Here is a 14,067-nt window from a genome sequence, read left to right as displayed (position 1 = left end):
TGTTATAGTTTCAATTTAACATCTTGCTTTCAATAAAATCAAGTGCCTGTTTCATTTCGCTTTCCCGACCTAGGTGGAGAAGTCCGTCCGACCTAGGTGGGGAGGATTTCCAGACCTAGGTCGGGAAAGCGAAATGAAACAGGAGCAAGTAGAAAAGCCGGTTGAATTGTTAAATTGCCATAGCTTTTACTGAAGGTTTAGCGTATAACGGATTGGAAAGGAGTTAATTCTATACTGTGCCAAATCCACCCCCTGCTCCCGCCAGCGGGGGATACCTTGCGGAGACACTGTGTAGCGCAGCCTATCCCCCGCTGGCGGGGGCAGGGGGTGGATGGTTGAGATAACGTATAACCAGCCAGAAACAATCATAACCCTACAAAACACACAGTGCTGGCAGTGCTACATGAGTGCTAGCATTTTATTCGGGAAGTACCATCCTGCATCCCCCATGAATAAACAGATCAGGCACATGAGTGCCACTTTTTGCTTATTTAATAATACATATAGTATAAACAACCCAATTGTCGTTGCAAAGAACATACACGTTTTTAAAAAATTAACCCTAAAAGTTAACTGCCGAATGCCATAGCGTTTATTCATTTTTTGTATCTTAGCCTCAATTTCAACATACACACATATAATCATTCATGGAACAAGAAGTACCTTCCGGAAATAAGGCAAAGAAAATCCTGATCAGAACCGGATTAAGCCTATTAGGAATACTCGCAATATTGATTATCGCCATAGTCATTGTGCTGAATACGGTGGCAACACCTAAAAGAATCACTCCCATTCTGCTGGAGCTAAGTAAGGAATATATCAAGAGCGATGTCAAATGCGAAGCGGTTGATATCAGCTTCTTCGGCACCTTCCCCAACCTTGGAGTCAGCCTGCAGAACGGTAGTATCTCCACCCCAAGAGACACGCTGCTGGAATTCGACAATTTCATGATCGCCGTAAACCCTATGGCGTTCCTTTTCGAGAAGAAAATCATCATCAAACAACTGGAAATAGAAAACGCCGATATCTATGCCCATGTAGACACACTGGGGCAAGCCAACTGGGATATCTTCGTCTCCAACGACAGCACAAAAACCGCCTCCCAGGACACCAGCGCCTTTGTGATGCCCGAACTGAACATCAGCAACATCCGCCTACGCAACGTCAACCTCACCTACGACGACCTGCAACAAGATATGTTTGTGATGGTAGACAGCCTCGACATGCGTCTCAAAGGCAACCTGTCCAAAAAACACGCCGACCTGAACCTCGGCATACGCACCACAGGAATTACCTCATACTATCAGGGACAAACCTTTACCCGTGCCCTCCCCTTCTCCTTCCGCACCACGCTGGCACGCGACAGGATACTGAAAACCCTCGCCATAGAGAAAGGCACGGTTAAAGTCGGAGCACTGGAACTGAATACAAACGGAATGCTGACCCGTGACACCATTCCGGGAATGACCAACGTCGACGTTGATTTCAGCCTCAACGCCTCGTCGCTGGCCGATATCATAAAAATGATACCCGAACACGTATCGGACATTTCCTCCAAGCTCGTTGCCGAAGGCAAGATAGCATCCAACGGAAAACTCTCCGGAAAGCTGGGACAAGATCAATACCCACTGATCACCCTCGCCCTGCAACTGGCCGACGGCACATTGGCATCTGCCAAACACCCCCAAAAGCCATTCATAGAAGACTTCGACCTCGATTTCAGCACGCTACTCGATTTATCGGGCGCACAGCCATCCTCATTGGAACTTAAAAACCTGTATCTGCAAACAGCCTCCTCAAAGCTTACGGCAAAGGGTGAATTCAATCATCTCCTGACCAAACCCACCATCAATGCACAGGCAAAGGCAGACATCAACTTCACCCAAATAGCCGAGAAACTCCCGCTGGACGGCATGAAAATGGGAGGACAGGTCGACTTTGACTTCTCGGCCAAATGCCTGCTCGACGACATACTTGCGTCGGATTACGGAAAGATTGACGCCAACGGCGTGGCCAACATCAAAAACGTGAAATTCAACCACACCGCCGAGAACTTTACGTTCTACACCTCCAACGCCAATATCGCACTTGGAAGCCACGTAAAGGACAGCGTTGTACGCGATGCACCCAAAAGTCTGCTACGAAGCAAAATCGTACTCGACTCGCTCAACCTGAACTGGAAAAACGAAATGATAGCCAATTCCAGCCGGGTCAGCGCCCTCGTAACCACTTCACCACCCAAAGACACCAGCTCCATCGCTCCTGTCATGGTGGGCGGACGAATCAAAAACCTGCGCCTGGTGATGGGCGACTCCATCCGCATACGCGGCGTTCATGCCATTGGAGGCATAAATATACGCCCCAGAGCCGACATACCCAGCCTGCCCGAAATCAGCGGAAGCGTATCCATCGACACCGTGATGGGACGGGTATACGATATGGCCGGACGAATAAGCAAAGCTACATTCAAACTCAAGCTCAATAAACAACAAGTACGCCAAAGAATTACCATAGGCGACTCTGCTCAAAACAATTCCCCGCGAAGCGGAAGGGCATATGCACGCGACACGACACTCACCCGTGCACAACGCGATTCGATACGCAAAAGCCGGCTCGACCCCACAACAAACGTGTCTTTCCAGATCGAATCGCAAGAAACAAAAGACTTGTTGCGCAATTGGGATATCTCCGGCAATTTCTCTTCCAAAGACATGAGCCTGCGAACCCCGTATTTCCCGATACCCATCCGTATGCGGGAGTCGGACATGGCATTCACAATGAATACCTTAAACCTGGCCAAAGCACATATGCGCATCGGAAACTCGGACTTTACACTGAAAGGCGAGATAGACGGTATCCGCAGGGCATTATTGTTCAACGGCAAAGTAAGTGCGAAAATGACGCTGGATGCCGACTCGCTCGACTTTAACGAACTCATCAAGGCCGCCGTAACCGGATCGGAATATGGCGGAAAGAGCTACGCCGAACGGGACTCCATATCGAGCGTAGTACTGGATGAAAGCCAGCAGATTGCAGTAGACGAGGATACCACCGAACTGGGAATCTTCGTTGTACCCCGCAACCTGGATGTCGAATTTAACTCACGCATACGAAACGCCAGGTTCAGCGATATCGCCATCAAGAATATCCGCGGAAGGATTATCCTTCGCGATCAGGCCATTCAGCTGCCTCGACTGATGCTCAATTCCGATATCGGAAGCGCATCTATGACCATGGTTTACAAAGCTCCCAACACAAAAGGGGCGCACCTGGGCATGGAGCTGGGAGTGAAACGCATCAACGTAAAAGAGTTGATCGACGCCATGCCGATGATCGACGAGTTGGCCCCCATGCTTCGTTCGTTCGAAGGTGTGGTAGATTGCAGCATGACGGCAGTAACCGAACTGGACTCCATGATGAACGTCCGCCTGTCCGAAACCACCGCGTCTTGCGTACTGAGCGGACAGAAACTGGTATTGCTCGACGGTGAAACCTTTGCCGAAATATCTAAAATGCTGATGTTCAAGAATAAAAACAAGAACGTGATTGACAGCATGTCTGTAGAGATGATTCTGGAAGACGAAAAACTAATGATCTTCCCGTTCCAGCTCTCAATGGATAGATACAATGCGGCAGTTGGCGGTATACAAAACCTGGATATGTCGTTCGATTATCACATCACCGTACTTAAATCGCCTATTCCATTCAAACTGGGATTGAACATCTCGGGAACACCCGACAAGATGAAGATTCGACTGGGTAAAGCAAAATACAAAGATATGTTCACCGTGGCCCGCGAAAAGGATCTCGACAAAACAAATATCAATCTACGAAAGGAAATGGACGAAAAGCTACGTCAAAGCATACAAGATATCGCAGGCATGGATCTCACCCAACCCATGCGACGCCCAAGAGTGGAAATGCCGGATAGCCTGAAACGCGAATACTTCCAATTAATGGATAGCAGCGAGGCGCTGCACCCAGATTCTCTTACGGATGGAGAAACAACAATACCCATTGACACTATAAAACAAAATATTACTGAATAAGATATGGTATAAACTAATTCCACCATAGTACTTAACGGCTAAATATTACTAAAAAAGGGGGGCCAATGAAACATAGTACAAACTACGTTGTTTCATTGGCATTATTAACCCTTTAAAGTAATAGATTATGTTAGACAATATTTTGAACCTGGTCAAAGATACCATTGCCGGTTCGATAAGCAACAACAGTAATGTTCCTGAAGATAAACAAGCTGCAACCATTGAAACAGCTACCCATGCCGTAACCAACGGATTGAAGGATAACTTTACCCTAGGTAACTTATCCAGCCTGACAAGCCTGTTCAACGGAAACAGTTCGGTAAGTAACAACTCGATAACCAATAATATTATTGGCTCGGTAACAAGCGAACTGATCCGGAAAGTAGGACTCTCCCAATCTGTGGCCAACGTTATATCGACAACAGTCGTTCCGTTAGTGATGAAAGTAATCTCGGGCAAAGTTAACGACCCTAACGAGAAGGGTATCAATGTAGAATCGCTCATTGAAACATTCTCCGGTAGCAGTGGCCATGGCATATTAAGCAGTATTGGCAAACTGTTTGGAAAGAAAGTATAAATTAGCGTAATAATTGAAAATCCCGGGATGAAGCCTTACCGCACATCCCGGGATTTTATTATATTTGTTCATACCAATTCTACTGTTAAAACGATTAGTCACGCCATAAACATGCCAATGCGTAAGCCTAAACTGATCCTGATTCTTATTACTCTGGCGGTTATATTACTTTCCGGCTGTTCCACTATACGTTCCATTGGCAAAATTCCCTCCAAAGAACGCAGAGCAGAATTTGCAGTCAAATACCCCAACTTCATTAACAATGAGTTCAGAAACCTCTACGACGCATCCGACTCATTAATATACGTCGATACCACACGCATCCGCAAGGAAATCAAGATGCGTAAATTCACCAAAAGACCGAAGCTATCACAACCCATTCCATCTGTTAAAACCAACTTAAAAGACATCACATTCAATCGACCCACCATAACGTGGTTTGGTCATTCGTCTTACCTGATACAATCGCAAGGGTTCAATATCCTTGTCGATCCGTTACTCACTGACTATGCATCGCCCATATGGTATTTCAATCGAAGTATGCCGGGCAGCTATGTGTATAAAATAAAAGACCTTCCCCCCATTGATGTGCTCCTCATCACCCACGACCATTACGACCACTTAGATTGCCATACCATACGCAAACTACGCAAGAAAAACACCCATGCCGTTGTTCCGGTAGGTGTAGGTTCTTTCCTCAAACAATGGAATTGGAAGTCCGGACATATGCAGGAAGTATACTGGGGAGATACGGTCGATCTCGCTCCCGGCATCCGCCTCATCTCCACCCCCAGTCAGCACAGGTCAGGGCGCTGGCTAAAAAAGAATCAAACACTATGGACATCCTATGTGCTTGAAATACACGGATATCGTATTTTCATTGGTGGCGACAGCGGCTACAATAAACACTTTAAAGATATTGGCGATACATACGGACCATTCGATCTCGCTATACTGGAAAACGGACAGTATAACCTGGACTGGGCTAAGAATCACTCATTTCCGGAACAAACCGTGCATACAGCTCAGGACCTCAGAACACGCATGGTACTGCCTGTGCATTGGGCACGATTTGCCGCAGCTTATCATACATGGAATGAACCCATCAAAGAATTACTTCCACTAATGGATGACGCCGGAATACTGGTCACCATACCTCTTATAGGTGAACCGTATACCATAGGAGATCCACCCAAGACAGAGGTTTGGTGGGATTTTGAATAAAAAGTCCAAAATAATTCCATCAGACTCACAAAAAGAGTGATTTTTTTTCATATATTTAGAGCAGCAAGACAATTGTTGCTTATAAAGTCTGCATCAGAACTCTTTTTATCAATTATTTAAAACCGGCAACTTTGTTTTTTATGCTGATAGTGGTTTATATATACATTAGTTCATTCATTTGAAAAATCTATTAACAGGAACATGATCATACGCGAAAAACAGTTGGAGGTTCTGCAAAAAGCCTACCAGACCATGCAACAGACAAACCGGATGCAACTGCAATTTATTGCAGGAGAAGCCGGATCAGGGAAAACAGTATTGGCCAATATGTTTATGGAACAACAAGCAGAAACAGATCAGAACACGTTGTTCATTTCAAGCTTTTGCAGCATCCGGTCAGAGTACAATATTCCCTATCAGCCATTCAAGGAATTACTGAAAAACCTGCTCCATGATGTAAAAACAGGTGATGAAGCGAACAACAGATCCAGCAAAGGCGAGATCGTGCGGGAATCACTTAAATTCTGTGGTAAAATGTTACTGGAGAATGCTCCCGATCTGATAGGAAACTTTATCCCGGGCGCTTCCATACTTTCAGCTATCGGACAGGCTGTTTTTAAAGAAAAAGAGGAAGAAAAACCCACAAGCATAGAAGAATCTAAGATTCTTGAACAGTATGTAGATGCTATCAAAGCAATCGCAGCCAGATATCATCTGGTGTTGTTCATCGACAACCTGCAATGGATCGACAAACTATCGGTGAACCTGTTTTATCAGCTTATTATCGGACTAAAAAACTATCCGGTAATGATTATCGGTTGTTATCGCAGCACAGATATCAACATACCCATGAATGGTGAAAAACATCCTTTAAACAAACTCATCACCGAGGTAAAGATCAGCCATGGTAATGTATTTATTAATCTCGATACGATCAGTCAGGAGGAACGCATAGCGTTTATGAATCGCATGCTCGACCGGGACAATAATATATACGACAGGCATTTCCGGGAGAAATTATTTGAGCGGACAAACGGCAACCCCCTCTTTGTTAACGAGTTGGTTAACCTTCTGAAAGAACAGGGCATGCTGGTAAGGAACAACGATAATATCTGGACGAATAATGCCCAACTACACTGGAATGCTTATCCGGCACGAATAGAAGGTATTATACAAGAACGTATCGGTCGATTGGAAGACTCACTGATAGAAGTACTATCACATGCCAGCATACAAGGCTACAGCTTCATTGCACAAGTTTTATCAAAAACAATGGGCGAACCCGAACGCGACTTACTACTCACCCTCTCCAAAACCTTGCAAAAAGAGCATCGCCTGGTATATGAAGGCGACTGCATACGCTCAAACAAAGGTATAGTTTCGCGCTTCAACTTCTCAAACTATATCTTTCAACAATACCTATATCAGGAACTAAGTATGACCCAACGAATGATGTTACATAGCGATACAGCAAATATTATGGAAGAACTTTTCAAAGACAATCTGGATGAAGTGGCAGGTGATATTGCACGCCATTATGAGTTATCAAGCGAATACGATAAAGCAGTACGATATATTCAGATAACAGTCAACAATATGATGCGTATCTCAGCATACCAGGAAGCAAGTGTACTGACTAAAAAAGCAATCTGTTTTCTGGATGAACTTCCCAATGATGAAAAACACCTGAAAGTGCGCCTTTACTTTCAGGTACAACTCTGCACCTGTGCACAATCTACCAAAGGATGGGGAGATCCGGAAGTAAAAGATATATTCCAAAAAGCCAAAGAATTAAGCGAAAAACTGAATGAATTGGAATACATGGGAATCATCTTATTCGGCCTGTGGAGCATCCACCTGGCTAAACTGGAATTAAAAGAATGTCTGGAGCTTGCCCGTCAGAATATGGAGACTGCCAAAAAATTGCAGAACCCTGCCATGATACTCTCTGCCCGGATCGCACTGGGAAATACATTGTACTGGATGGGCGATTTTAAAGGCACTAAGAAAGAATTCACAACTTATCTGGATGAGACAGCAAACAGACCTCTGACTGATGAGACTGCCCGACTGAACCATCTATTTTCCTATATGTTCTTACTACTGATAGCCTTTCATGAGGATGAAAATGAATTGGTTACCAATTACCGGAAATATATCAAAAAGCTATGCGAACAAACTCCAAACCACTACTATAAAGTAGTTGGATACCAGGCTCTGAGTTGGCATGCTTTTCTAGAGGAAGACATAAGCGAACTAAAAGAATACGCCCAGAAACTCTATGACCAAGCCAGTCGTTATAACTTTCATTTTTATCTCGGCATTGGTGAAATCTTTCTGGGTACACACCTACTAGCTACAGACTGCAAAGAAGGATTAGGAACCATAAATAAGGGCTATCAACGATTAGTGGATAGTTGCAAGGCTGCACCGACAACCACACATAACATCTGTAAACTCTCTATTTGCAGGCACTACCTGAAGACACAGCAGTATGACCACTTCCTGAAACAGGCAGATGAGGCTATTCGTACTTCCACCGAAAGGGGGGAAACAAACTATCTGGATGAAATGTATCTTCTGAGAGCACGCTATTATAGAGAGATCGGCAATCCGGCACAAGCAAAAATAGCTGTAGAACAAGCACTACAGATATCCAGAAAGCATGGCTGTGTACGCACAGAGAAAAAAATAACAAACCTTTTTAACTAATATAATACCAAATCATCATGAAAAAACTAGGAAAAGAAAGTCTGGAAAATATAGTACGCGGCGCTTGTTTATTAGGTAGCGGCGGTGGTGGCGGATATGATGTCAGCATGCAATTCATTGAAAACTTCTCAGAAGGTGAGATTGCAATTGATAGTGCATCAATCGATGATCTTCGGAACTTAACCGAAAAGAAATGTGGTGTAGTAGTGGCCTATATGGGATCGCCCGAAAAAATGAGAAACGTTAAACATGTAGATGCAGCAGTGAATGCCGTACAACGACTATCGCAAGAGAAACTTGGTTCAGAAGGACAAATAGACTATATCATTCCGGTCGAGATAGGCCCTATTTCATCTACTGTTGCCTGTCTTGTAGCAGGAGAACTTAATATTCCCGTAGTAGATGCTGATGGAGCAGGACGGGCAGTACCAACTCTTGATTTAATTAGTTACTCAGGACAGATATCCGTTAATCCAACTATACTCAGTAGTGAAAAAGATGAAAAAGGAAAATATCATGATGTAATTCTGCAAATATCGGAAGGCGACTCTGAAGGTAGTGCTACTAAAATGGAATCACTGGCACGCCCTATTCTGAGCATGCCGGAATATAATCAAAGAGCAGGTTTGGCGATGTGGTTCTTTCCTGATATCACAGAAATAACTAAAGAAGGAATGTGTGTACCTGGTACATTAACACTATGTGAAGAGCTTGGCGAAGTTATTAAACTGGAACAGGAATCTGATCAACCAAACACCCAAGCTATCATAGATTTCTTTGAAGACTATGATTCTGAACGTTGCGTCAAAGAAATCTGCTCAGGTACATTGATAAACGCTACTACCACTACAGCCGGAGGATTTGACCACGGTATCATTACCATTCAAAATACAAAAGATACGTATAAAATTATTTTCCAGAATGAAAGCCTGATCATTTGGGATTCGTCCTCTCCTACTCCATTGGCTATGGCTCCTGATCTAATCGCCTTTCAAATTATTGAAAAAGAAGAAACAGATAGCGTATCAGAAGAAGGCGGAAAAGAAAGATACCGATGGGTATATACCAACGAAGATATCATGGAGGATAAACAACTAAAAGCTAAGTTTAAAGAAGCGCATATAACTGTAATAGGCCTTCAAGCTCCGAAAGAACTTATCAAAACAGAGCAAAAGGTTGGGGTCAAACGCACTGAAATGTTGATGAAGTATAACCATATACAAAACAATACTGTAAGTACACTACCCGAGCATTACATGAGCATCCTTAATGATTTGGGATATTACGGGGTATATGTTCCGTTACAGGATTAGATTTATAAATAATTAGATTATCCGCTAGGTAATTATATACCACTTTACACTGTTTAGACAAATAATTGCAATATGAAAACCATCATTTAAATCTATCTGTAAGGCTGAAAGCCTGTCGGACCTGGGGTAAGCGAGGAACGAGCGCAGCCCCAGGGGGGGGGTAGAAACATCTATTTCCCCACCCCACCCTACTTTTTCAAAAAAATATTCTTTTCTTTGTAACAACCTGCAAAGTTATCTCGTCTTGTATATGAAGGCCTCCCGTAAGCGCGCAAAAAAGAGGCTCATAATAAACAAGATCAATAACTATAAAACGAATAGATAATGAAAAAGTATATTGCCATACTTGCACTCTTACTAACCTGCCAGGTTGATAAGTTAAGTAAAGCAATCCGAAACCTGGACGACTCATCGTATGAAACCATGATCAGTTCCAATGAAGATGGTAACCGGACCAGAGTACTGGTAAAAATAGAAATTCACTGTAATACAATTACTAGGAAACTTTACATTGCAAGATATTCAGGAAATAACAAAAGATAGCGGTAGCAGCGAGACGCCGCACTCAGGCTCTTAAGTACAGACTTTTTTAATAGATAAAATCCATCGGTTTGCCGACAGAAATCTCCCCTTCACTTAAAGGATAAATCTTTTCTTGCCCAAGTTTGTTTTTTTGGCGAAATTGCATCGCTTATTTATTAATAAAAACATAACAAATGAAAAGATTTATCTTATATTTTTTTATGCTGAGTATACTGGCATTCACCGGTTTTTCATGTTCATCGGATGATGATATTCCGGGTTGGGAAGAAGAGACAGAAAACAATGAAAATGGTGATGCTAATGAAGAAGAGGGCGAGATCGAAGTTACCCCACCTTCAACAGAAGACGAAGCACTCGTTCCAAACTCTCAGGATTTATCTGCATTAAGCAATGCTGTATTTATAACATTCAGTAGCAGCGAAAATGCTACGGTCACGGCATTAAGCAATGTTACTTCAGAGATTAACGGCAATCACATTACGATTACGTCTTCCGCTACCGAAGGAGTTAACTATGTACTTTCGGGAATAACTACAAATGGTTCGGTTACCTTTACAAGTGATAATAAGTTCAACCTCCATCTGAATGGCGTAGGCATTACCAATCCATCGGGAGCCGCAATCAACAGCACGCAAAAAGCGGTATCAGTTAAGATTGTGGATAATACACAGAATCGCCTGATCGACTCGTCAACGAGCGAATACAAAGCTGCTTTTTATAGTAAAGGGAAGATGGATTTCAGTGGAAACGGTACGCTGGAAGTACGCGGTAAAGTTAAGCATGCCATTAGCTCAGGCAATGGGATTACCATCACAAGTGGTACAATATATGTAAAAGAAGCCGCCAGCGATGCGATACATGGCGATGGCATCACAATAACCGGAGGAACAATAACCGCTTATGCTACAGGCGAAGGATTGGATGCAGATGATACAGGATCTATTGACATTTCGGGTGGAACACTCAACATCACCACTATCGGTATTGCCTCCAAAGCCATTAACTCGGATAGTGATGTTACAATCAGTGGCGGGAACCTATTATTACAAACTACCGGAGATGCCTACTTTGACACGGATGAAAACGATACATCATCTGCCGCAGCAATCAAGTGTGATGGCAATCTGGTTATTGAAGATGGTGTAACATTAAAAACCAAGAGTACAGGAACCGGAGGAAAAGGTATTAATGTGGGTGGAACGCTTACGGTTAACGGTGGTACGATCACAGTAACAACCACCGGAGGACAGTATAAATATGGATCGTACGATACGGCTGCAAAAGCTATTAAAAGCGATGGCAATCTGACTATTAATAACGGATATATCAAGATTAGTACCTCAAAAACCGAGGCCGAAGGGTTGGAAAGTAAAGCTACGCTGACGATCAATAATGGTACAGTGATTATCCAGGCTTATGACGATTGCATCAATGCTTCAAACCATATTCAGATTAATGGAGGCAAAGTGTACTGTTACAGCACAACAAATGATGGTATTGACTCAAACGGTACACTAACCATCACAGGAGGGGTAGTTATCTCATCGGGAACAACATCACCCGAAGAAGGGTTTGACTGTGACCAGAATACATTCAAAATTACCGGAGGTATACTTATCGGAACAGGTGGTTCCACCAGCACTCCCACATCAAGTGTATCTACCCAACAAACGCTGATATGGGGTACAAGCGGCACATCGGGAAAGCTCATCAACATTACATCGTCCGACGGTACAAATATCATGACTTATAAGATACCACGTACATATAATTCAATGACATTGTTATACAGCAGTTCTGATCTTAAAACAGGTACAACATATAAAATTAATACAGGGGGAAGTATCACCGGATACTCTGATGAGTTCTATGGGTTATACACCGGAGGAAACTACTCGGGAGGAACACAATCGACTACATTTGCACCGAGCAGTAGTTCAAAGGTAACTTCAGTAGGCAATACCGGAGGGCCTGCCAATCCGGTCATGCTACCTACAGCATTCTTTGGGAAATAATCGGAAAAGACTCCAGATAACTACGGCAACGGCATAACTTATTTTTGTTCCGAATTTGTCAATGATCACGCCTACAATAGCAGCCCAACAGCATAGGCGGCCTGAAAAGCGGATACGATATACCCGTAACTGGCTTCGGTGATTTCCAAATCCGACCCGATAAATGGTTTAAGCATGCCCAATATCTGGCGATCAATATAGTTTATGGTTGTTGCAAAGAACAGCAACACCACAATTCGCCATCTGTAATTCCCGACTTTCGTGTTTATTCCTGACATATTTCGTGGATTTTATGGTATACATCTTCCTGTTCCTGTGGAGTATCGCAATATGTTACCACAATCAGCTTCACTCCCGGCTTCCACAGTTCTTTCACCTTGCCGGCTATAATATCAGGAGTGCCAACGATACGGGCATTCAATACAACTCCTGTATTGGTAAATGTGTCAGCAAAACCTTCGGTTGGGTTTGCATCAGGGTCAGTGCCTTTCGAGAATGCACCATCGGCCATTTTCAGTCCTTCTATCTTTATCACATCTTCTTTCTTACCGGACCAGTTGCCGCACGAGTGGAATACACCACCTCCAAATGAGCTTCCGGCTTTGACAAATGAGGGAACCACCATATCGTTATACAAATCGCCCGGTAGCATGATCATTGAATCGTCACTCATCCCGAAGCCATCAAACTTGCGGCAGGACGCAAATCCATGTCCGGGCTTAGCCAGGCAACTGCCAATCAGTTGTTGCTGGATTTTAGTATAATCAATCATCAGACCGGCAATACGGTCAAGAGCTTTCAACATGTTATCCGGGTCCAGATAGAAATCAACATAGAACTGGTTGGAGTCTACAATGTTGGACGCTACATTCAGGGGCGATTGAATATCACAATATGACATGGGCAAAAGACCTCTTGTTTGATCTAAGAAGTAGTGAATCATATCCAGAGTGTGCCTACCTATAGGGGTATCTTTTACGGGAGTTATCTCATTTTCAACAAGTTGTTGTATGGAACCGAATTTGCCATCTACAGCAGGAGCTTGTCCCGGTTCCCAAATATAATCGAACCCGAATGCCGAAGCTATGGTTCCGATGCCATACCACGGTTCCAGGAAGTTGGGTATATCTGCTTTAAAAAGCATGCTCTTCTCTAAAGCACCGAGTTGCCAGTTTAATGATTTTTCCATATCACAGGCATCCTGGGCAAACACATCTTTTACCCTCATCCGCCTGTAGACCAGTACACCTCCTTTATTACTTTGCCAGAAAGATTCACAACCTGCCAGTAGTTGTTGCTCGTAGGCTGCATATTTATCAAAATCAAATTTACCGGGAGTAAGTGGAGTCACAGCTGTAGCCTGTGAGTCGGCCTTAGAGTAGTCAAAAGTATCTTTCATTATTCTTGTCGATCGTTTTTATTTGAAAGGTAATATCACCCTTAAAAATATGACGGACAAGCAAGTGTACTGTAATCACAGAACGGGTTTAGTTTTCTTTTGTAGGGTTATGACTGGTATGAAACGCAGATTAACTAAAAAAGGTCGGTGCCATCCCATTGGTTTGCCCTAGGCATCCCATTGGTATGCCCTAGCCATTCCACAGGTTTGCCCTAGGCATCTCAACCTTAAGATT

At 43.5% G+C, this 14,067-nt stretch carries 9 protein-coding genes; 7 read left to right on the top strand and 2 right to left on the bottom strand.

From position 1 onward, the window contains the following. The first annotated feature begins 647 nt into the window (after window positions 1-647). The 7 genes from D0T87_RS21580 to D0T87_RS21550 all read left to right on the top strand — a co-directional run bounded on the left by D0T87_RS21580 (window position 648) and on the right by D0T87_RS21550 (window position 12,433). Window positions 648-4,049, top strand: coding sequence for an AsmA family protein (locus tag D0T87_RS21580; protein WP_163178004.1), 3,402 nt, complete (start codon window positions 648-650; stop codon window positions 4,047-4,049). Between the two features lie 127 nt (window positions 4,050-4,176). Then, the gene (locus tag D0T87_RS21575; protein WP_163178002.1) at window positions 4,177-4,626 is read left to right on the top strand and encodes a hypothetical protein; all 450 of its coding nucleotides are present in this window, start codon (window positions 4,177-4,179) and stop codon (window positions 4,624-4,626) included. 117 nt (window positions 4,627-4,743) lie between these two features. Continuing rightward, window positions 4,744-5,850 carry an MBL fold metallo-hydrolase gene (locus D0T87_RS21570; RefSeq protein ID WP_163178000.1) on the top strand — a complete coding sequence of 369 codons (1,107 nt, stop codon included), beginning with the start codon at window positions 4,744-4,746 and terminating at the stop codon, window positions 5,848-5,850. 201 nt (window positions 5,851-6,051) lie between these two features. After that, window positions 6,052-8,562: an AAA family ATPase gene (locus D0T87_RS21565; protein ID WP_163177998.1), complete on the top strand. Its 2,511-nt coding sequence runs from the start codon at window positions 6,052-6,054 to the stop codon at window positions 8,560-8,562. Between the two features lie 17 nt (window positions 8,563-8,579). Further along, the gene (locus tag D0T87_RS21560; protein WP_163177996.1) at window positions 8,580-9,875 is read left to right on the top strand and encodes a DUF917 family protein; all 1,296 of its coding nucleotides are present in this window, start codon (window positions 8,580-8,582) and stop codon (window positions 9,873-9,875) included. Between the two features lie 324 nt (window positions 9,876-10,199). Then, window positions 10,200-10,418, top strand: coding sequence for a hypothetical protein (locus tag D0T87_RS21555; RefSeq protein ID WP_163177994.1), 219 nt, complete (start codon window positions 10,200-10,202; stop codon window positions 10,416-10,418). Window positions 10,419-10,591: 173 nt separating this feature from the next. Next, on the top strand, window positions 10,592-12,433 hold the full coding sequence (locus D0T87_RS21550) for a carbohydrate-binding domain-containing protein (protein WP_239063821.1): 1,842 nt from the start codon (window positions 10,592-10,594) through the stop codon (window positions 12,431-12,433). 71 nt (window positions 12,434-12,504) lie between these two features. Here D0T87_RS21550 and D0T87_RS21545 read toward each other — a convergent pair whose 3' ends face one another. Next, window positions 12,505-12,711 (bottom strand): MFS transporter, encoded by a 207-nt coding sequence (locus tag D0T87_RS21545; RefSeq protein WP_163177992.1) that lies wholly within the window; start codon window positions 12,709-12,711, stop codon window positions 12,505-12,507. Continuing rightward, window positions 12,699-13,832, bottom strand: coding sequence for a uroporphyrinogen decarboxylase family protein (locus tag D0T87_RS21540; RefSeq protein ID WP_163177990.1), 1,134 nt, complete (start codon window positions 13,830-13,832; stop codon window positions 12,699-12,701). The genes D0T87_RS21545 and D0T87_RS21540 overlap by 13 nt, the downstream gene beginning before the upstream one ends. Window positions 13,833-14,067 lie beyond the last annotated feature (235 nt).

Origin of the sequence: Bacteroides sp. 51 (assembly GCF_010500965.1) — a bacterium.
GTDB lineage: Bacteria > Bacteroidota > Bacteroidia > Bacteroidales > Bacteroidaceae > Bacteroides.
This window is presented reverse-complemented; position numbering and strand designations above follow the sequence as displayed.